23 protein-coding genes are annotated in these 20,418 nt (G+C 61.0%); 7 read left to right on the top strand and 16 right to left on the bottom strand.

Annotated elements, in window-relative coordinates; genetic code table 11:
- Positions 1–79 precede the first annotated feature (79 nt).
- The 4 genes from ACSQ83_RS11165 to ACSQ83_RS11180 all read left to right on the top strand — a co-directional run bounded on the left by ACSQ83_RS11165 (position 80) and on the right by ACSQ83_RS11180 (position 3,334).
- Entirely contained in the window at positions 80–766 is a 687-nt protein-coding gene (locus ACSQ83_RS11165) for a GntR family transcriptional regulator (RefSeq protein ID WP_436228165.1), read from the top strand.
- Between the two features lie 206 nt (positions 767–972).
- Complete coding sequence (locus ACSQ83_RS11170; protein WP_436228166.1) at positions 973–1,560, top strand: amino acid synthesis family protein; 588 nt, start codon at positions 973–975, stop codon at positions 1,558–1,560.
- On the top strand, positions 1,550–2,377 hold the full coding sequence (locus tag ACSQ83_RS11175; RefSeq protein ID WP_436228167.1) for an alpha/beta fold hydrolase: 828 nt from the start codon (positions 1,550–1,552) through the stop codon (positions 2,375–2,377). The genes ACSQ83_RS11170 and ACSQ83_RS11175 overlap by 11 nt, the downstream gene beginning before the upstream one ends.
- Before the next feature lie 36 nt (positions 2,378–2,413).
- Complete coding sequence (locus tag ACSQ83_RS11180; RefSeq protein ID WP_414952732.1) at positions 2,414–3,334, top strand: flavin reductase; 921 nt, start codon at positions 2,414–2,416, stop codon at positions 3,332–3,334.
- 200 nt (positions 3,335–3,534) lie between these two features.
- Here the strand turns inward: ACSQ83_RS11180 and ACSQ83_RS11185 are convergent, their stop codons facing one another.
- From ACSQ83_RS11185 to ACSQ83_RS11230, 10 genes are all read right to left on the bottom strand, one after another.
- Positions 3,535–3,852 (bottom strand): H-NS family nucleoid-associated regulatory protein, encoded by a 318-nt coding sequence (locus tag ACSQ83_RS11185; RefSeq protein ID WP_299706644.1) that lies wholly within the window; start codon positions 3,850–3,852, stop codon positions 3,535–3,537.
- A 405-nt stretch (positions 3,853–4,257) separates the two neighbouring features.
- Positions 4,258–4,503, bottom strand: coding sequence for a hypothetical protein (locus ACSQ83_RS11190; protein ID WP_031361754.1), 246 nt, complete (start codon positions 4,501–4,503; stop codon positions 4,258–4,260).
- Positions 4,504–4,758: 255 nt separating this feature from the next.
- Positions 4,759–5,748 carry an LLM class flavin-dependent oxidoreductase gene (locus ACSQ83_RS11195; protein WP_436228216.1) on the bottom strand — a complete coding sequence of 330 codons (990 nt, stop codon included), beginning with the start codon at positions 5,746–5,748 and terminating at the stop codon, positions 4,759–4,761.
- A gap of 243 nt (positions 5,749–5,991) precedes the next feature.
- A complete protein-coding gene (locus ACSQ83_RS11200; protein ID WP_436228168.1) occupies positions 5,992–6,804 on the bottom strand; it encodes a phosphate/phosphite/phosphonate ABC transporter substrate-binding protein in 813 nt (270 codons plus the stop codon).
- Positions 6,805–6,859: 55 nt separating this feature from the next.
- Positions 6,860–7,882, bottom strand: coding sequence for a fatty acid desaturase (locus ACSQ83_RS11205; RefSeq protein ID WP_436228169.1), 1,023 nt, complete (start codon positions 7,880–7,882; stop codon positions 6,860–6,862).
- Between the two features lie 224 nt (positions 7,883–8,106).
- Positions 8,107–8,415 carry a hypothetical protein gene (locus ACSQ83_RS11210; RefSeq protein ID WP_414952729.1) on the bottom strand — a complete coding sequence of 103 codons (309 nt, stop codon included), beginning with the start codon at positions 8,413–8,415 and terminating at the stop codon, positions 8,107–8,109.
- Between the two features lie 395 nt (positions 8,416–8,810).
- Positions 8,811–9,089, bottom strand: coding sequence for a hypothetical protein (locus tag ACSQ83_RS11215; RefSeq protein WP_436228217.1), 279 nt, complete (start codon positions 9,087–9,089; stop codon positions 8,811–8,813).
- A 75-nt stretch (positions 9,090–9,164) separates the two neighbouring features.
- A complete protein-coding gene (locus ACSQ83_RS11220) occupies positions 9,165–9,500 on the bottom strand; it encodes a hypothetical protein (RefSeq protein WP_414952728.1) in 336 nt (111 codons plus the stop codon).
- 158 nt (positions 9,501–9,658) lie between these two features.
- Positions 9,659–11,362 carry a peptidoglycan D,D-transpeptidase FtsI family protein gene (locus ACSQ83_RS11225; protein WP_436228170.1) on the bottom strand — a complete coding sequence of 568 codons (1,704 nt, stop codon included), beginning with the start codon at positions 11,360–11,362 and terminating at the stop codon, positions 9,659–9,661.
- 8 nt (positions 11,363–11,370) lie between these two features.
- The gene (locus tag ACSQ83_RS11230; protein ID WP_436228171.1) at positions 11,371–12,249 is read right to left on the bottom strand and encodes an arylamine N-acetyltransferase family protein; all 879 of its coding nucleotides are present in this window, start codon (positions 12,247–12,249) and stop codon (positions 11,371–11,373) included.
- 226 nt (positions 12,250–12,475) lie between these two features.
- Between ACSQ83_RS11230 and zwf the strand changes: the two genes are divergently transcribed.
- From zwf to ACSQ83_RS11245, 3 genes are read left to right on the top strand one after another with little or no spacing between them, the layout of a single operon-like run.
- Positions 12,476–14,032 carry a glucose-6-phosphate dehydrogenase gene (zwf, locus tag ACSQ83_RS11235; RefSeq protein WP_436228172.1) on the top strand — a complete coding sequence of 519 codons (1,557 nt, stop codon included), beginning with the start codon at positions 12,476–12,478 and terminating at the stop codon, positions 14,030–14,032.
- 10 nt (positions 14,033–14,042) lie between these two features.
- Positions 14,043–14,894: an ROK family protein gene (locus ACSQ83_RS11240; RefSeq protein ID WP_414952724.1), complete on the top strand. Its 852-nt coding sequence runs from the start codon at positions 14,043–14,045 to the stop codon at positions 14,892–14,894.
- Positions 14,891–15,781 carry an HAD family hydrolase gene (locus tag ACSQ83_RS11245; RefSeq protein ID WP_436228173.1) on the top strand — a complete coding sequence of 297 codons (891 nt, stop codon included), beginning with the start codon at positions 14,891–14,893 and terminating at the stop codon, positions 15,779–15,781. Before ACSQ83_RS11240 ends, ACSQ83_RS11245 begins: the two co-directional genes overlap by 4 nt.
- Before the next feature lie 171 nt (positions 15,782–15,952).
- Here ACSQ83_RS11245 and infA read toward each other — a convergent pair whose 3' ends face one another.
- From infA to ACSQ83_RS11275, 6 genes are all read right to left on the bottom strand, one after another.
- Positions 15,953–16,219, bottom strand: a complete 267-nt coding sequence (gene infA / locus ACSQ83_RS11250) for a translation initiation factor IF-1 (protein ID WP_031361766.1) — start codon at positions 16,217–16,219, stop codon at positions 15,953–15,955.
- A 91-nt stretch (positions 16,220–16,310) separates the two neighbouring features.
- Positions 16,311–16,604 carry a hypothetical protein gene (locus ACSQ83_RS11255; RefSeq protein WP_174254562.1) on the bottom strand — a complete coding sequence of 98 codons (294 nt, stop codon included), beginning with the start codon at positions 16,602–16,604 and terminating at the stop codon, positions 16,311–16,313.
- A 646-nt stretch (positions 16,605–17,250) separates the two neighbouring features.
- A complete protein-coding gene (gene corA / locus ACSQ83_RS11260) occupies positions 17,251–18,228 on the bottom strand; it encodes a magnesium/cobalt transporter CorA (RefSeq protein ID WP_414952722.1) in 978 nt (325 codons plus the stop codon).
- Positions 18,229–18,401: 173 nt separating this feature from the next.
- Complete coding sequence (locus tag ACSQ83_RS11265) at positions 18,402–18,839, bottom strand: bactofilin family protein (RefSeq protein ID WP_436228174.1); 438 nt, start codon at positions 18,837–18,839, stop codon at positions 18,402–18,404.
- Positions 18,840–18,932: 93 nt separating this feature from the next.
- Positions 18,933–19,310, bottom strand: a complete 378-nt coding sequence (locus ACSQ83_RS11270; RefSeq protein ID WP_414952720.1) for a hypothetical protein — start codon at positions 19,308–19,310, stop codon at positions 18,933–18,935.
- Positions 19,297–20,283 (bottom strand): M23 family metallopeptidase, encoded by a 987-nt coding sequence (locus ACSQ83_RS11275; protein ID WP_414952763.1) that lies wholly within the window; start codon positions 20,281–20,283, stop codon positions 19,297–19,299. Before ACSQ83_RS11275 ends, ACSQ83_RS11270 begins: the two co-directional genes overlap by 14 nt.
- Positions 20,284–20,418 lie beyond the last annotated feature (135 nt).

The following is a 20,418-nucleotide window of genomic DNA, read 5'->3' on the forward strand; positions in this document are numbered from 1 at the left end:
GGAATGCCGTACGGGTGTGCAATACTTTGGGATTCCAAAAACCAGGGATTCCGGATATCAGACCGGAGACAAGAAAACCATGACCGATCAAATGCGTGTCGACCGAAGCGCGCCGACGTTGCGTGAGCTGACGCTGGAAAAATTGCGCGATGCTATTTCGCAGGGCATCTATCATCCCGGCGACCGTTTGATCGAGCGCACGCTATGCGACCAGCTGGGTGTCAGCCGGACCGTGGTGCGTGAAGTTCTGCGGCACCTCGAAACTGAAGGCCTGGTCGAGACGGTGGCGCATTCCGGTCCGATCGTCGCGCGGCTCGACCCTGAGCAGGTTCAGGAAATCTACGAAATCCGCGCGTTGCTCGAGTCCGAAGCGGCGCGCGCGTGTGCCGAGCATGCAACCCCGGCGCTGGTGAAACAGCTACGCGAAATCCGCAAGGAGATCGAAGACGCGTTCGACGAGTCGGACTTCAAACGCGTGCTGACCTACACGGAGCGGTTCTACGAAGCCATGTTCACCGGCGGCCACAAGCTGATGATGCATCAGGTGGTCAAGTCGCTGAACGCACGGATCAACCAGTTGCGCGCCGTGACGATTGCGTCGCCGGGACGGGGCGCGGACTCCAATCGGGAAATGAACAAGTTGCTGTCCGCTATCGCCAAGAAAGACGGCGACGCTGCCGCTGCGGCATCGCTTGAACATGTGCGCCGCACGGCAGGCATCGTGATGGCCACGCTCGCCGAGAGGGCTGCCGAAGCCAGCGTCTGATTGCAGCATAACGAGCGTTTGCAGTGACCGAAGCCGTCGATATCGACGGCTTTTTTTCGCCCTCAGGTTATCCAGACTACTCGGCGTGCTCTCGTAAACCCCTCAATCGTCGAAAAATTCTTGCATCCAGTAATATGGAATACCATAATATTAAGACGACGCCGTCGCATGAAGCCGCGGCGTTTTTGCCACCGGAGAAACCCCCCATGAAACTCGAGATTCGCAAGCTGGTTACCTATGTGGAAGACACTTTCATTGAAGGCGGTAAGGCGGCCGAGCGGCCGTTGAAGCTGTTTGCCGCGGCAGCCGTGCTGCGCAATCCGTGGGTGGGACGTGGTTTCGTCGAAGACCTGCGTCCGGAGATTCACGGACTCGCGCCGCAACTGGGCGAGATCCTGACGGCCGAAATCCTGCGGATCGCCGGATCGGGAGAGGCGGTGGAGGGGTATGGAAAAGCCGCGATTGTCGGGACGTCGGGCGAAGTCGAACATGCGTCGGCATTGATCCACACGCTGCGCTTTGGTAACAAGTTCCGCGAAGCGGTGGGTGCGAAGAGCTATTTAAGCTTCACGAATTTGCGTGGCGGTCCTAACTGTCCGGTGACCATTCCACTCATGCACAAGGGCGATGAAGGCATGCGCTCGCATTACCTCACCATCCAGTTCTCGATCATCGATGCCCCCGGCCCCGATGAACTCGTGATTGCGCTGGGTGCATCGATTGGCGGGCGGCCGCATCATCGGATTGGCGACCGCTATCAGGATCTGAAGGAGCTTGGGTCCAATGAAGCATGAAACAGTGACTGGCCGTGCGTCGATCAGCGGCGTGTTTAACGGCACCGCCTACAGCGTGGCGGGCGATGGGCCGGCGCTCGTCTTGATCCACGGCGTGGGGATGAATCGCAGCGTGTGGGCGCCGCAGGTTGACGCGCTGCATTTGTGTTTTCGGGTCGTGTCATACGACATGCTGGGCCACGGCGCGAGCCGCCTGCCGGCGGTCTCACCCGCACTCGATGAATACGCTGCACAGCTCGCCGCGCTGCTGGACCATTTGAAAATCGATACAGCGCATGTTGTGGGTCACTCGATGGGCTCCTTGATCGCGCTTGAGTTTGCGCTGCAGTATCCGCAGCGAGTGGCGAGCGTGGTTGCGCTGAACGCGGTGTACGACCGCACGCCGACGCAGCGCGCCGCGGTGATGGAGCGCGCGGCATCGCTGGAAGGCGGAGGTCTTGAGCAACCGAGCATCGACGCCACGGTGGCACGCTGGTTCGACGATCCCGTGCCGGGTCATCTCGCGCAGGTGGCAGAACTTGTGCGTTCGTTACTGGAGACCGTGAACCCTGAGGGCTATGCGCGAACGTACCGGTTGTTTGCGAGTTCGGACCAGGCGCATGTCGGCCGCTTGCCGAAACTCGCCATGCCCGCGTTGTTCATGACCGGCGAGTGCGATCCGAATTCGAGTCCCGCAATGTCGCATTCGATGGCGGCCGCTGCGCCGCGCGGACGCGCCGAAATCATTGCGAATGAACGGCACATGATGAACGTCACCGCGCCGGCGATCGTGAACCAGCGGCTGGTGCAGTTCATTCGTGAAGCGAGTCGCGCCTGAGTGCCTGAGCAGCACCGATACTTCAAGGAGTAAAGCATGAATGAGTCTTCCTTCGATACAAGCGAATTCCGCCGTGCATTGGGCGCATTCGTGACGGGTGTGACTGTGGTGACGACTGTTCAACCCGATGGATCACCGCGTGGTTTTACGGCCAACTCGTTCACGTCCGTGTCGCTTGATCCGGCCTTGATCCTGGTGTGCATCGCGAAGACGGCCTCAAGCCATCCGGTGTTTTCGGTGACCCAGCGGTTTGCGGTCAGCGTACTCGCTGAAGATCAGCGGCCGGTATCGGGCGTGTTTGCATCGAAGAGTGCGGACAAGTTTGCACAGGTCGGCTGGCATGCGCGACGTACCGGCAGCCCGGTCATGGACGGCGCGGCCGCGAGTTTCGACTGCGAGACGCATCAGGTGGTGGAGGCGGGGGATCACATCATCCTGATCGGGCGCGTGGTGGATTTCACGCACACGAGCGCGACGCCGCTAGGCTATTGCCGCGGTGCGTACGTGGATTTCAGTTTGTCGCAGGAGGCGTTGGCCGCGACCGGTCAGCGAGCGCAGGTTGGGGCGATCCTTGAGCATCCCGCGGGTCTGGTGTTGATCGAGACTGCGTCGGGGGCGTTGCACTTACCCATTGGAACGCGGCTGGAACCGCTTGCGGACCCGGGTAGCTTGCGCGGCGTGCTGGAGCGGTATCGGCTGAACGCGAACCTGGATTTCCTGTTCGCCGTGTTTGAGGAGAAGGGCATCACCCACATTTACTATCGGGGCCGCATTGTCGACGATGCACCTGCGGCCGCCGATGTACGGCACGTGCCGCTCGGCGCAATCCCCTGGGACCGAATCCGCGATCCGGCTGTCGAGTCCATGTTGCGGCGTTACGTGAAGGAGAGAACGGAAGATGCGTTCGGGATTTATGTGGGCGATGTGGAGAAAGGGATGGTGCAAGCGTTAGGCTGAGGTGTTCCCGCTCGCCCGGATGCCTGGAACAATCAGGCACAGCGTCCGTTTCCGACAATGACCGGGCGAACGGTTTTTAAATCCCTGTATTCAGATAGCGCCGCGCAATGGCCGCGCAGGCGCACATCGCCCGATGCCGCAAGGCATGCGGGGCGTTCCTGTTTGCATCAGTGGTTTCCACCGGGCTCTGGCGAGCCGCTTTAAACCCGGTAAAACTCGATATCCTGCCCGGCATGCTGAGCGCGTTTCAACCACTCTGGCATGTCACCCGTCCCGTCCCACGTGTCGCCGTTTGCGCTTCTGAATACCGGCGTGGTGCCGTTAGCGTTCTCGGGCAACGAGGGCATTGACGGCAACGCGCGCTTGGAAGCCGCGCTGGAACCGTTGGTCATTGGAGGAGGGGTAACGGAAACCTGCACGTCGGCCAATGCTTCGGCCAGCGCTGTTTCTGTAATGCCAAACTCAGCCATTCGGCTGCGCAAATAGGCAATGATGCTGTCTCGCTTTCTTTCGTCCACGGCTGTCCTGATTCAGCTTTTACTTTCTTGAAGGCGAGCCATCTGCCCGCGCGGACCGGGGCGGCTCGAGGAATGTGTGGGTTGACTAAAATCGTGGCGCGCCGAGTGACGCGCGTCAATTAGTGTAATACCGCAAATTGCCGCTTTAACCCGCAGCGCCCGATAATCGGACTTCTGCGAGCAAGCAGCTCGACAAACTGGTTACTGTGTTTGAGATCGGTGCGAGATGCGTAAGCCGCCGGATCAGCGGCTGTAGCTCACGACCAGATCGGTGCACGGCTGGCGGCTGCGCATGTTTCAAATGCACCATGCATGCAGCCGCTAATTCAACAATTCGTCCAGACAACCGCGGGCGCCACAAGGAAATGATAGCGCCGAATGCCGCTATTGTATGCCTAAATCATTTTAACGATTATGTTGCTCGCCCGGTAATTCCGCGCCGTGTGCACGAATTGCCGCAATCAGTTCAGCCGGCGTGATTTCATAACGCACTTCACGATGGATACCGGCCTTCCTTTCATCGACCTCTATCAGGAGGACAGCCTTGCCGTCGGGCGCAGGTTCGAGGCGCAACGTCCGCACTTCCTGACCGGTGGCTTCATCGCGCTCCGTCAGCAAGGTCATGGATCCTGTGGCGGGACTTCTGGTCATTCATTTTCTCCCTTCCGATATCCAACATCTTATCTGTTGAAACCCTTCGAACGGCTTACCCGCTGCTGCCGGTCGCAGGAAGGCACTAAAATCGGGCACAGGCCGGCGGATCTCAAACCTGCCGTCCTCATTATTGCTTGTCAAAACGATACCCGTCCAGCATCCGAATGCGTGTTCGCCGCGCCACTTTCGGTTGCTATCGGCTTGACATCCGGTTGATGTCCGTTTGATGTCCGGGATGCGGTGGACCGGGCGCTACGCCGCTATCGCCGTGCGGGCCTGAGCCGTGATCTCGAACGAACGCAGGCGGGCCGCGTGATCGAAGATTTGGGCGGTCACGATCAACTCGTCAGGCTGGGTTTGTTCGATCAGCGACGCCAGTCCGGCCTCCACCTGGCGCTGGTCGCCGATCACGGAGCAGGCGAGCGAGTGGTCGACGCCGGCGCGTTCACCCTCGTTCCACGGAATCTGCTTGACGGGCGGCGGCAACTGACCTGGCGTACCGCGTCGCAAGTTGATGAATTGCTGTTGCAACGATGTGAACAGAAACTCCGCTTCTTCCGTGGTGTCAGCGGCAAAAACATTCACGCCGACCATCGCATAAGGGCGGTCAAGTTGTTTCGACGGACGGAATTGCGTCCGGTAAACCTGCAGCGCGGTCAGCAAGTAGTCAGGCGCGAAATGCGAAGCGAAGGCGAACGGCAGGCCGAGCGCGGCGGCGAGCTGGGCACTGAACGTGGACGAGCCGAGCAGCCAGATCGGCACGTTCAGCCCGGCGCCCGGAACCGCGCGCACGCGCTGGCCTTCGACCGGGTCGGCGAAATAGCGCTGCAATTCCACGACGTCATCGGGGAAATTATCCGCGCTGCCCTGCAGATCGCGGCGCAGCGCGCGGGCCGTCGTCTGGTCGGTGCCGGGCGCGCGGCCGAGGCCCAGATCGATACGCCCGGGAAACAGCGACGCCAGCGTGCCGAACTGCTCGGCGATTACAAGCGGCGCGTGGTTCGGCAGCATGACGCCACCCGAGCCGACGCGGATCGTGCACGTACCTGCGGCAACGTGTCCGATCACCACGGACGTCGCGGCGCTGGCGATCCCGGTCATGTTGTGATGTTCGGCCAGCCAGAATCGCAGGTAACCGAGTTTTTCGGCATGCTGGGCCAGCTCGCGCGAGTGTCGGAAGGCGTCGGCGGCGGTGGATCCGGCGGGAATAGGGGATAAATCGAGAACTGAAAACGGGATCATTGCGGCTTCCATGGCTTCGTGTAGGGGCAGCGCGGGGACCGGAGATCCAATTCCCGTCAAGCGCCGATCCCGAACGAAAAATCCGGGATGCACCTTGCACGCGGGTAAAAGCCGATTGTGGCGGAAGTCGGGAAAGTCTGCCGTGACCACGCTCAACGCGCCCAGCGCGCCCAGCGCGCCCAACGCGCCCAGCGCGCCCAACGCGCCCAACGCGCCCAACGCGCCCAACGCGCCCGACGCTTCTCAGGCGAGGCGGGGGTAGCCGAGTTCGACGGCGTTCAGTTCGATTTCCAGAATGCTGGCGTAATCTTCGAGCGGACGCCTCGCAAAACCATCGAGCTTGAGCCGTTTCGCCAACGGGCGATCGTGCGCGACGGCGTCGGCGAGTGCGCTCACCAGCGTCTCGATACCCGCCGCCGGCACCCGTTTCGATGCAATCAGCGGCAAGCCCGGCGCACTTCGTGTCGTGCCGATTTCGACCAGGCCATGGGCAAGTTCCGGACGGTGATCGAGGACGAACGCAAAAGTCACGCAGTCGATGGCGGCAACATCGGCCCGGTCGTCCTGCAGGGCCTGCAGCGACGCGAGGTGCCCACCCGTTTCGACCACCGATGCGAACAATGGCTGGCGGTCGGCAAGCGGCGCGACCGCGCTGCGCAGCAAATTCATGCCGCTATTCGAATCGGGGGTGTTGAACGCCGCGCGCAGACCGCGGCATTGCGCGAGCGACGTGATTTTGGCCGCAGCCCGGGTGACCAGGACGCTGTGATAATTGCCGTCCTCGCAACCGTCGACGCTGAAAACGGGCGTGGTGACCAACTGCACGCGTCCGTCGAGCGCCTGGACCAGCGGATATCCGCATGTCTGCGACAGCAGCAGGTCGTCGCGCAGCCAGAATTCCTGCAGGGACGTTTCGGGATCGACCAGGGTGAGCGTGTCACCGCGAGCGTCGAGCCATGGCCGCAGATGCTGGTGGACGTGGTCGAGCAAAACGCGCCAGACGCGGCCAAGCGCCGGCGTGACGTTGTACATCGGTAAAGCAGCCACCCAGTTCATGCAAATTCTTTCCCGTTACGTCGGCTCGCATCGAACACGCGGCTGGCGAGACACATCAGACAGGCTGCGCGGCATCGCCAAGTGGTGCTGAGCCGGCAGATCCGGCCTGAACCTGAGCCATGTGATCGGCGGCGCGGGCATGAAGCGGATGCAACGCAGGCGCAACCGGCTGGAGGCCGTGCCGCACAAGCCATTCCTGATAACCGCGCACGATAAAACCGCCATTGCGCACCCGATACGCATCACGATGCTCATGATAAACGCTTGCCAGCGCGTACCACGGCACGCTCGGGAGATCGTGATGTACCGCGTGGAAATTGTTGTTGAGGAACAGAAAACGCCAGGCCCACGATGCTTCATTGATGACCGTGCGTTCCGCGACGTGATCGGCGGCGCGATGTTCCTGGAACGATCGAATCGCACTCAACGCGAGCGCCGGATACCCAACGCCAAAGATGAACAGCGCGGGACTGATGCCGCAGCGGCGCTGAAGCCATGTCGCGAGCAGCCCGAGCAGCACGAGATGCAAGGCCCACGCGCCTGCAATACGGCCATTGCCCCGTGCGATCTGGGCGAACGCCGAGACGATCGCTTTCACGATCGAAAACCAGGGACCGAGCACCATGCGCCCGAAGAACGTGTTGCGGCAAACCAGCAGGAATCGTACGACCGCACCGGCGCCGCGCCAGTGTTCGGCGGAGACGAAATAGCTTTCCGGGTCCAGATCGGGGTCGGTGAGACGCGTGTCGTTGTGGTGGCGCAGATGTGACTCGCGATACACCGCGTAAGGGAACCAGACCGCGAGCGGGGCGACGCCAAGCAGCGCGTTGCACAAGGGGAAGCGGGTCGGATGGCCGTGCAGGAGTTCATGCTGCAATGACAGATACAGGCACGACAGCACGGCGAGAATGCTTATCGCCAGCGGCAGGCCCATTGAGCGCGCGTTAAGCGCCGTTGCGAACCAGCCGCCATACACGGCGACGATCAGAAGCCAGGTGGGCCATTCGCTGCGCCAGCGCCAGGACGCGCGCTGTTGCTGTATTTGATGGCGTTGAGCATCGTCGATATAAAGGCTCATGGCAATTCAGTGACGGAACGAGCCCCGATCTTATCGACGCATCGCCGCCAGCCAAACCAAGCATTCCCGCTAAGCTTGTTCCGGTGTGAAGAATCAGGAAATCAGGAATTGCCGATGTCGCCCCGTGACTGTTCGAACAACGGGCACGCCCGAAACACGACATCTGGCGGCCTGAAGGCCGCCGTCGATTACGCGCACGATGCGCGATGGCGAAAGCGCCGTAATTACGCCGCTTTCGCCCAAAGCCTGTTGGTTGTTCTTTTGCGCCCGGAAGTGGGGTCGCCCTTTGGTTGCGAGAATGACTCCAGCACCTTGCGCAACGCATCGACGCGACGCTGTTGCGCCGGCACCAGCACGTAGCCGGTACAGACCGCGGTCAAGCGTTCGTGCCAATACTCGACATTGAGCGTGCCGGCCGGCTTCTGACTCATCGCCCGCAACTGGCCGATGGCCCGTTCAATGTGCTGAAGCTCCGCATCGGCCTGTGTCGACGTTCGTGGGCCTTCTGACGTCGGCGTTCTTTTGGCTTTCATCCTGCGCCCCCATTTTTGCCGGCCAGCTTCTGAGCGCGTTGTCGATTCTATCGATGACTAACGCGTTCATTGCTGCGTCCAGCTATACCCCGTCGCCTGCGCGTTTTTTCGTTGCGCTAAGCGGTCTTCGGTTTGTTTCGACCGTGATACATATTCGCCCAGGGCGGGACGCACGCACCGTCTGAAATCGCACATTGGAGGCACCGGGAGTCCGGTAAACCGGGCGATGCAAACGTTTTCCGTGTGCTGGGGCACGAAGCGAGTGCGCCGAACGACGCTAATTCCCGGCGGAACAATGCTTGAGACTGGCAGGAGATATTGGGGAGACGGGAGAGCGATCGTTCGATGTCATTCCGCAGCGGCTTCAAACATCGGACGACGCGCGCAATTGCGCGTCACTCGCCGTCTGTCGCCCGAGGTTTGCCGCTGCGTTTGATCTGTTCGTCCATGGCGAGATCGAGCTTACTGACGCGTCGTGGCTTCTCCGGCTTGAGCGCGTTCACAAAGGCCACGAAATCATCCATGGTCTGCGGCGCGGAGAGCTTTTGCTCACCGCTTGCCGCGCGGTCCACGAGATAGAACAGACCGCCGCTCAAGCTAACGGCCGCGTAGTGCTGATTGCCGGAGCGTGTCTTGAGGCGCTCGACGGCATTGATGGCTTTAGTCGAGCGCACGATCAGCCTGATCAAAGCAACATGTGATGAACCCGGCGTCATGAAGGACTCCACCGGGCTGCGTCAAACGCAACATCAAGGTGCGCATTTCTTGCTCGCACCTTCGAGCCACAAGTTCGATACATGCCGCTCACCCGGATAAAACCGGTACGACGTTTCGCCGTTGTCGAAGCGCACCTTGATCACGTTGGAATCGCCGAATTCGAGCATCGTGCCTTGGGGAATCGGTGTTTGCTTGAAGGTGGCGTCGTGTTTCTTCGCTTCGTCGGTCAGGCACTGGACGATGCTTGCCACCGATGCGTTTGGCGCCGTTTCTACTTCCGGCTGACCGGCATCCGCGTTATGGAACCGGGTGGTACAGGCTTGCATCAACAACAGAGGAAGCGCGAGAGCGCAGACAATCTTTTTCATGGTGTCCTTAAAGGGTTTGCGGCCGCCTTTCCGACGCAGCATTCAATTACAGCAATCCGACATTACAGCATAGCGGCCTTACGTTTTCCGTCGTTTCCGGCCTCGCAGATCCTATCCGGCGGGAACAAAACCGCGCCCAAGCGAACCTCTACAGACGTTCAGGCATCGGGCGGCACGCCCAGAAGCTGCATGGTGCCGCCGACCACGCCTGAAAACACCGGACCCGCCACCGTCCCGCCGTAATAGGCGCCGGCTGACGGCTCATCGATCATGACAGCCACAATCACTTGCGGGTCACTCATCGGTGCCATCCCGACGAACGACGCGCGATACTTGTTCGCCACATACGTACGCCCGATCTGTTTGCGCGCCGTGCCGGTTTTTCCACCCACGCGATACCCATCCACCGCTGCCGCACGTCCCGTGCCACGGGGTCCCATCGCGAGTTCGAGCATGTCGCGCACAGCCGCTGCCGTCGCGGGTTTCGTGACTTGCACGGGATCTCGCACGGCCTGACCGCGAATCAAGGTGGACTCCCGGAATTCGCCATTGCCCGCGTAAGCCGTATAAACCTGTGCAATCTGCAGTAACGACAACGACAGGCCGTAACCATAGGCCATGGTCGCCTGCTCGATCGGGCGCCAGCGCTCGTAAGCCCGCAGGCGTCCGGTGGCTGCGCCCGGGAAAGTCAGGTCCGGCGCCTGGCCAATACCGTATTCGCGATACTTGTCCCACACCGTTTGCGGCCGAAGCTTCAGCGAGAGTTTCGTCAACGCAATGTTGCTCGACATCTGCACGGCTTCGGAGACCGTGATGACGCCATGGTTCGACGTATCGTGGATCACGTTGGGCCCGAGTTTGAACGTCCCCGGCGATGTATCGATACGCGTATCCGGCCGCACGTAACCCAGGTCGATAGCCAGCGCCGCCACCAGCGGCTTGATCGTCGAACCCGGCTCGAACGTATCGGTCAGCGCGCGGTTGCGCAACTGCTCGCCCGTCAGATGCGCGCGGTCGTTGGGGTCGAAGGTCGGATAGTTCGCGAGCGCGAGGATCTCGCCGTTCTTGGCGTCCAGCACGACCACGCTGCCCGCCCGCGCGCGATGCTTCGTGATAGCGGCGGCTAGCTGCGTGTGAGCAAGTTGCTGGATACGGCGATCGATAGTCAGATGAATGGTCTCGCCATTCTCCGGCAACTCCACTTCGCCGATCTCGGATACGACGCGCCCAAGCCGGTCACGGATCACTTCGCGTTGACCGTGCTCGCCGGTCAGCCTCTCGTTGGCCGCGAGTTCGATGCCTTCCTGACCTTTGTCTTCGTTATCGGTGAAGCCGACGATATGAGCCGCCGATTCTCCTTCGGGATAGAAGCGCTTGGTGTCGGCGACTAGCGTTATGCCGGCGAGGCCAGTCTCCGCAATACGCGTGGCTGTGTCGGCATTGACTTGCCGCTTCAGCAAGACGAACGAGCGCGCACCGTCAAGCCGTCGCGCCAGCTCCGTCTCGGGCATATCGATCAACCTGGCGACTGCTGGCACGGTATCGCGATCAAAGCGCGAGGGCGTGGCCCAGATCGCATAGGTCGCAAGACTCACGGCCAGCATCGCGCCATTCCGGTCGACAATTCGTCCACGCGTAGCGCTGAGCTCGAGCGTCCGTTGATAACGCTTTTGCCCCTCGCCGATATAAAAATCCTGGTTCACGACCTGCACCCACAGCGCGCGGGTTGCGAGAGCGGCAAACGCGGCGAACATCAGCATGACGATCAGCGTGGAGCGCCATCGTGGCAGCCGGCTTTCGAGCACTGCGTTTTTCACGGGCGTCCGATAAGATTCATGGGCTCGCTTGGCGGTTTTACGCATCGTGACGATCAGGACGTGGTGGATGCGATGGACGTGGAAGAGCGGACAATGCGCTCGAGCACGGCATCAAGTCCACCGGCCGACGTTTCCCGGTGAGTGCCGGAATCCTGGCCGGGCAGCGTCAGCCCGAACGTGTCGTGCAGCGCGGCGCGCAACTCTTCCGCGCTTGCGAGGTCGCGTTTGGATTCCGTCGCACCACGCTGGCTCAGGGTTGAGTCGAACAAGGTCTGCCGCTGTCCGGGCAACACCCGCGCCACGATCAGGTGATTCAGGAAGATCGACTCGGGATACGTGGACACATAGTGGTTCGCCATGGCGTAGTCGGCGGGAAGTTGCGGTTCGAGGTCGAAACGATAGACAGGTTTCCAGGTATCGCCGAGCTTCACTTGCAGGAGGAAATCACCGCGCTCGATCAGGTCGAGGCGGAACGGCTCGTGCGGGGTCGCCTGTTCGCGGCCTGCGTCGAAGAGCAGCGGAGCGCTGAGCGTCATGCTGCCAAAGCCGACATCCGCGAGCCAGGTTTCGTCGGGTGTTTCGACCAGCAAGGTCATGTGGGTACGCGGCGGCATGGCAGCCGCTTCGTTCCACATGACGCGCGCGGCGAGGCCTGTCGTATTGAAGCCGAGCGTGTCGAGCACGGCGCGAAACAGCAGGTTGTGTTCGTAACAATAACCACCGCGCCGCGCGTTCACGAGCTTCGCGAACACGGACGCGAGGTCGAGGCGCGGCGTGCGCCCGAGCAGCGAGTCGAGATTTTCGAACGGGATGACTTGCGGATGCAGCCTGTGCAGCGCGTGCAGCGTCTCTGATGTAGCCTGCTGAGGCCCGGTATAGCCAATGCGGTCGAAATACGCGGCGAGTTGCGCCGGGGAGAGTGTCTGATTCATTTGGAACTCTTGCACGGGTGATGGAAACGAGGCCGGGCGAGCCGCCGCGAGGTGCCGACATTCTACGGCACAGCCCACGCGCCGATTACATATTGCATACGACTTGCATCACTCGAAAACGCAGTAGTAGGCCAGAAGCAGACCGTTTGGGCAGGATTTTGAACTGTGTTGTGCCCAACATGGTCTTTAATAGGCAGTGCGTTCAACTCTTCTTTTAAAGAACCCTATGTCGACCTCACTTGCTACAGCAACTTCCTCCCCGCAACCTCCCGGCAAGCATCCCGCCCCGCCGTGTACGCTCGTCATCTTCGGCGCGGCCGGTGACCTGACCAAACGGCTGCTGATGCCGGCGCTGTACAACCTGTCGTCCGATGGCCTGCTTGACGACAAGATGAAGATCATTGGCGTAAACCACGGCGAGCTCGAGACGAGCGCCTGGCGCGACCAGCTGACCGAATCGCTGAAAAGTTTTGCCGCCGACAAAGCGGGTGCTTTCCATACTTCCAAACTCGACGATCGTGCGTGGAACTGGGTCGCGGAGCGCCTGGAATACGTCGCTGGCGAGTTCGAGACCGATGACGTATTTAACAAGCTCAAGCAGTCGCTGGGTGACAGTGGAAATGTCATTTTTTATCTCGCTGTCAGTTCGCGCTTCTTCAAGCCGATCGTCGAGCGGCTCGGCAAGGCGGGTTTGCTGAAGGAAACCGACCAGGGTTTCCGGCGTGTCGTGATCGAGAAACCGTTTGGACACGACTACGCATCGGCGAAGGATCTCAACGAGAGCATTCTCAAGTTCGCCGGCGAGAACCAGATTTATCGTATCGATCATTTTCTGGGCAAGGACACGGTGCAGAGCATCCTCGCGGTGCGCTTCGCGAACGCGTTGTTCGAACCCATTTTCCGGCGCGAGTACATCGATCACGTGCAGATCACGGCGGCCGAAACCATTGGCGTGGAAGCGCGTGGCGGGTTTTACGAGCAGACCGGCGCATTCCGCGACATGGTCCCGAACCACCTGTTCCAGTTGCTCGGCATGGTCGCCATGGAACCGCCGAATTCATTCGATGCAGAAGCCGTGCGTGACAAGAAAGCGGACATTTTCGATGCGATCCAGCCGCTGAAACCCAATGACGTGGTGCTCGGGCAGTACGAAAAATCGGCGTCCATGGCGGGGTATCGGGAAGAAGCCGACGTCGCGCCGGATAGCCAGACGGAGACGTATGCGGCGGCGCGGGTGTTCGTGGAGAACTGGCGCTGGGCCGGCGTGCCGTTTTATCTGCGCACGGGTAAGCGGATGACGGCGCGGCGCACGGAGATATCGATACAACTGAAAGCCGTGCCGTTCCTGTTGTTCCGCGACACGCCGGTGGATACCCTCGTGCCGAACGTGCTGACTTTGCGGATTGACCCGGAACACGGCACGAGCTTCGATTTCAACGTGAAGGTGCCTGGGCCCGTGATGAAGGTCGGGGCCGTCAAGTCATCGTTCAAATACGGCGATTTCTTCGATGAAAAGCCGAACGTCGGTTACGAAACGCTGCTGTATGACTGCATGCTCGGCGACGAAACGCTGTTCCAGCGAGCGGACAGCATTGAAACAAGCTGGGCGGCGGTTGACGGTGTGTTGCATCCCGAAGGAGGCCCGTTGCCGGTACATGGCTACACGGCGGGCAGCGCGGGACCGAAGGAAGCCGACGAACTGCTGAAGGCCGACGGCCGCGCCTGGCGTCCGCTGGTGGCTGACGATCACACGCAAAAAACCGATCACGACGACAAGAACTAAGGAGAACCGTATGGGGACAGCAGCGCGCAAGGCCGCAGTGAAGAAAACCGTAGCAGTGAAGAAAGTCGCAAGCAAGGCACCAGCAAGCAAGACCGCCCGACGTTCGAGCGCGAAGGAACGGATTCTTGCCATCGACGTGGGCGGGACGGGCCTGAAGGCCGCGATTATCGACGCGCACGGGAAGATGGAAACGGAGCGGGTCAAGGTGGCGACGCCGCATCCGTGTCCGCCGGACGTGTTGGTGCAGAAGCTGGTGGAACTGGTCGGGCCGCTGTTGACGCCGCTGCCGGCCACGCAGATCTCGATTGGTTTTCCGGGCGTAGTGCGGGACAACCACATACTGACCGCACCAAACCTCGGCAACGAATTCTGGCGCAACGTGCCGCTCGCGGCGATGCTGGCCGAGCATCTTGGGCACCTCCCGGTGCGTATCATCAACGACGCCGAGATGCAGGGGCTTGCTGCTATCGAAGGGAAAGGGATCGAGTTCGTGCTGACGCTCGGCACGGGTGCAGGCACCGCGCTTTTCCGCGATGGTGAACTCATGCCGCATCTCGAGTTGGCGCATCATCCGGTGAGCAAGAACAAGACGTACGACGAATATCTCGGCAATGCGGCGCGCGACAAGGCGGGCAACAAGCGCTGGAACCGCCGCGTGGAGAAGATCATCGGCATTCTGAGTTCGCTCGTGAACTACGACCGTCTGTGGATTGGCGGCGGCAACGCAGCCAACCTTAACTTCGACTTGCCGGATAACGTGAAAGTCGTCTCGAACGAAGCAGGTATTGAAGGGGGCGCGCGGCTTTGGCACCCGCGTTCAGTGCGCGAGACGCGGCAGTTGCCGGCTGGAGCGTTTGAATGACATCCATTGGCGATACGGGTCTCAAGCTCAGTCCCGGTCACGATGATCCGGAGAAGGCGCTGGCGGCGCTGGCGAAGGTCGAACTCGTGATCACGGATTGCGACGGCACCTTGCTCTATACGGATAAATCGCTCGGTGAGCCTGCGAAGGAAGCGGTGCGCAATCTGACCGCCGCGGGTGTCCGCTTCACCGTGGCGAGCAGCCGGCCGGGCAAGGGCATGCATTCGATCGTCGAAACGCTTGGGATCCAGTCGCCGTTTGCCGCTTTCAACGGCGGCAAACTCGTTGATCCCGCCGGCTGGAAGACCTTGAGCGCTCACTTGTTGTCGCGCGACGCGGCGCAAGCGACCTTGGAGAGCCTGGAGCGCGACGGAGTGGATGCATGGGTGTTCATCGACGACCAGTGGTACATCACGAATCCCGGCGGCGAATACGTGCCGCTGGAGCGCCGGACCGTGGGATACGACGCGGTGGTGGTCAAGCGTTTCGAGGACATCGACCTGGATTCGGTCGAAAAGATCGTGGCATCGACGAAAGACGCGGTGCTGCTTGGACGAAAGGAGGCCGAGTTCCAGGACACGCTCAAGGGCCGCGCCATGGCGATGCGCTCACAAACCTATTACCTCGACATCACGCATCTGCTCGCGAACAAAGGCGAAGGCGTGCGCGAACTGGCGCGGCTGGCGGGCGTTGCGCTGGGAAACGTGGCGGTGCTGGGAGACATGGGCAACGACGTCGCCATGTTCGATGTGGCGGGCGTTTCCATTGTGATGGGTCAGGCGTCGGCAGACGTTCAATCGCACGCAACGTTTGTGTCGGCTACGAACGATGAAGACGGCTTCGCTTTAGGCCTCAACGGACTGCTGGCGGCCCGGAAGGGAAAATGATGATGCGAGGGTTGAGGAGAACGAGGACAGGTAGGAGAGCGACATCGGCGCCATGCGATGCTGACTGGCAGCATCAAGCGGTGGCGCCGACGAAGCGTTGCTCTCGTCTCGACTCCAGCCAACAAAACTGCGCGGGACTCGCTTTAACAGCGCGTCACGACAGCGTTCTGCTTAGCGGCGACGCATTTGCGGACGTTGACCGCCGCCGGTTGCGCGTTCGTCCTTGTGCCGGAAGTTGATCCGGCCTTTCGTCAGGTCATACACCGACAATTCCAGCGTCACACGGTCGCCCGCGAGAATCCGGATGTGGTTCTTGCGCATGCGGCCCGATGCGTACGCGCCCACGACCACGCCGTTGTCCAGCGTCACGCGGTAGCGGCTGTCGGGAAGCACTTCGTCAACAATGCCGTCCAGCTCGAGTAACTCTTCTTTCGCCATATAAAGCTCCTTAAATCATCTATTCGATGCGATTGTATGCGAGACCGGCCCGACCTCGCGATGCCTTTTAACGCCTAACAGTCGCATCTAGTCACAGATCTGCAACAGTCTGCCCGTCGATCTGGCCGTCGATCAGTTTTTCCGCATGCAACAAGCACGCCCGGCGAGCCTGGCCGCCGTTTTCAAACGATCCGGTCTGTTCAATGCGGAACACGCGGCTTTCGCCCGTTGCTTCCTCGCCTGCCGGCGGCGCGCGGCGGATGCGCACCGACGCTTCGTAGCCGGTATCCGCTGCACGGACTGCGGCACCGCCGTCACGGGCGCCACGGGGGTAAATCAGCGGATGAATTTCATAACCTTTGTACGTCTTAAGCGGCTTGACCAGTTCTTTCATGTTTCCTGAGTTCCTGTATTGCGCCCGCCCGGGCATCGAAATGGTGCGGACGATGCCTTGAAAACCACTTCGTCGACCGTTCGGTGCCCCATGGCACGCGCGGCCGACCAAGCGCTTACGAGCAAAAAATGACGCGCGGCGCACACATGGCGCAGCCGCTCGCTGGGCTGTAGGTGTTGAAGAACGTCGCGGTAACACCGCAGTAACACGTGCGCCGCGCATGTCGCGCTGCCCATGCCCCTATGCACGTATTACCTATGCAACCATGCGCGGTACAACGCGTGGAAACAAGCAACCGTCGACGTCGCTGCTGTTTAAACTTTGAAGACGAATGCAGGGCCGCGACCGTTTGCGGAGCCCACACTGCCGGGGCGATGACATTCAGCCAAAGCGAAGCGCTGAAATGTTGGATGGATCGCTGCTGCCGTGGCAAACACGCTGCGCTAGAAGCGCACTATGTATTATTAGACAGCAAATCAGAAAAAAGTTCCGCTGTCGCCGGAGGCCCCGCCTCTCGATGCTGCAATGCTGACATGCCGTCCGACGGGAGCTGCGCTTGGCTTCCGCGCTGTTTCTGCCGAATCGTCTTAAGTCATCCAACCGCCTTCCAGCGGCACCGAAGCATCCATTATAACCATCATAGCCATCCTGCCTTGCGGAACCGCCAGTAAAGGCCAATGTCCAGCGCCAGCATCACGACAATGACCGCCGGATAGCCATAGGCCCAGTCGAGTTCCGGGATGCGGTGGAAGTTCATCCCGTAGATCCCGGCGATCATGGTGGGCACGGCGAACAGTGCTGCAAACGACCCCAGCCGCTTGGTCACTTCGCTTTCCGCCAGCGAAATCATGCCCAGGTTGACCTGAATCGCGGTAACGATCATTTCGCGGCGTCCTTCGATGGTTTTCACGATACGCAACAGGTGATCGTACACATCGCGGAAATAATCCTGCATGCCGGTACAAATGCCCGGCGCGCGGCCGCCGTACAGCTTGCTGACCGCTTCCAGCAGCGGCGCGGTGTGATGTTGCAGCAGGACAAGCCGGCGCTTCAGGGAATACAGGTCTTCGATGATCACCCGCGACGCCGCCGACCCGTTGCGCTCGAAAATGCGTTCCTCGAGTTCGTCGAGCTCCGCGCCGAGCGTTTCCAGAATGGGGAAATACCGGTCGACTACATTGTCGATCAGCGCGTACATCACGAATGCCGGGCCGTGTTCCAGCAAATGCGGTTCGCGCTCGCACCGCTTGCGCACGTCCTGGAAACCCTGGCTCGTCCGGTTACGGACGGACAGCACGTAGTTCTTTCCGACGAACACGTTGATCTCGCCGACCACCAGCTCGTTGTCGGTATCGAGTTCCACGGTGTGGAGCACGCAAAACAGCGAGTCCGCGTACTCGTCGATCTTCGGGCGTTCGTGGCCTTGCTGAGCGTCTTCCACGGCAAGTTCGTGCAGCCCGAACTGGTGTGACATATGCGCGAGTTCGCCCGGGCCGGGGTCCTTCAGCGCGACCCAGACGAAGCAGTCGGAAATGTCCCGGTACGCGGAAATATCGTCGATAGCGACGTCGGCGAGCTTGCGGCCTTTCTGGTAAGCCGCGCAATTAACCAGCATGGATTCCTGCCCCCGCACGGTGATGGTGCCGGCGCATGCCGCCTTTCGCGAAGAGCGGCAGCGTATCAGGGAGGCATGGCCGGGATTGCGGTAGATGTTAGCGGATTTGCCGGGCGCCTACTGCGCAGGCGTCTTCCCTGATCCGTCGTCTTGCAACCCGGCCGGCACGCAAGTTACGTCTCGCTATGCGAGTAGTCCGAGGTCAGTTCGGAACCGAGCCGCGGCGTTTCCGCCTGCGGCGCCAGGGAGTTGTCGCGTTTCGTGAGCTTGCCTTCCACGGAAGCGCCAACGTCCATGCGCAGTTGCTGGTAATAGATGTTGCCGTTCACATGCGCATTCGATTGCAGCTCGACAAAATGCTCGACGGTGACATCGCCGGTGATGGTGCCGTTGATCACGATGTCATACGCGATGACATTGCCTGTGATCGAACCTTGGTCGCTGACGACCAGCAGCGTCTGCTCGCCCGCGCGGCCCGTCACGTTGCCCTTGACGTGGCCATCCATGCGCAGCCCGTCGCTGAATTCGAGGTTGCCGGCGATCTGGACATCGTGTGCGATCAGCGTAGCCAGCTTGGCTTGACTGACGCCGGGAGATTTTTTCTTGAACATGGGAGAACCCCTTCTGGTCTGGATTGCAAAAATGGTTGCCGGTCATGGACGGATCGATGTGCCGGCGTGGAGGGTGGCTTGGGACCGGTCGGTCTAGTTCGACTTGTCCCGTTGACGCTTGAGGAAGGTCAGGTCCGTTCGCATTCGATGAATCTCCGCCGAGCTTTCGGCCGCTTGCTGCTCCATGACGAGCCGCGTTGCCACTTCGTGGTCGAGAGCGAGGCGCGCCTTCGAAAGTTGCTCGCGGATCTCGCGTTCAGACATGGGCGGTGCGCACAACGCATCGGCCTTCTTGCTGTTGTCGCGCGACGTGACAAGTGCGAAGCCCGCCGCTGCCAGCGCGGCCGCGGCGCAGGCAGCGGCAATCGTGCCGAGCAACAGCATGGGCCACGTCGGACCGCGTCTTGATGTCAGCGAATAGGTGCGGCGCGTGAGCTTGTGCGAAGGCCTGTTTCGATCAGTTCGCGGCATTGGATTTCGGCTTGAAGAGGGCGAGATAAGACGTGGGATTGAGTTGTGTCCCGTCGATGATCACCTCGAAGTGCAAGTGCGGTCCGGTCGAGCGGCCCGTCGAGCCGATTTCGGCAATCTTCTGGCCGGGCATGACGAGATCGCCCACCTTCACGAATATCTTCGATGTATGTCCGTAGCGGGTAATCACGCCGCTGCTGTGCTGGATATCGATGGCATTGCCGTAGCCGCCATGCGGTCCCGCCTGGATCACGCGGCCGCCCGCGCTGGCGAAGATAGCCGTGCCTGTAGGGGCAACGAGATCCACGCCCGGATGAAAGTTCAGGTGTCCCGTGAAAGGGTCGATGCGGTTGCCGAATGGCGAGCCGGGGCGCGCAGCGGGCGCGGGCTGGCGGCCCGGAAACGCCATGTATGACGCGTAGTGAGCGAGCACGGCGTCATCGAGTGCACCGATGGTTGTATCGAGGCAATCGAGCGCGCTTTGTGTCCGCTTCAACCGCTGCGGCGCGGAACCGGTAGCCGCCGCGTGCTGGGCGTCGCAGAGGCGCGGCGGCATTGATGGTCCGCCCGATGCGCTGCTGTCGAGCGGCGATTCGTCGTCGTTATCGGGGAGCGGCGGAACCACGTGGATGTCCGGATGATCGGCCGCGCGCCGTGCCGCTTTCAATTGTGCTTCGAAGTCCTGAAGTTCATTCACTTGCGACACGAGTTCGATCACACGCGGTTCGATATGCGTGAGTGTTGCGCTGATCTTGCCGAGCTCATCGATTTCGTAGGAGCGCCGCTCTGTTTGCGCTTTCTCTTCGGCCGCGTGCGTGTTGCCCATGGCCGCGCCAATCGCGATGCCAAGCGCGAGCGCGGCCAGGATCATCGCAACGACGGCGACGATCACCATGGCGCGGACAGTGCGCGCTTCGACGAAACGCACACGCTGGTGCGACACGTTCCGGCGGGACCAGATGACGAACGCCATCAGCGCACCGAACGCGGCAAACGCGCGCGCAAAAACGGGGGCGAGCAAACACCCCCGGGCGATGGATGACCGGTCGGTCTGCGAGTGATAAATATGAGATGGATAAAGGTCACGTCCATGTGAAAACGCCGCAGC

The sequence above is a fragment of the Caballeronia sp. LjRoot29 genome (assembly GCF_964252755.1).
Lineage (GTDB): Bacteria > Pseudomonadota > Gammaproteobacteria > Burkholderiales > Burkholderiaceae > Caballeronia.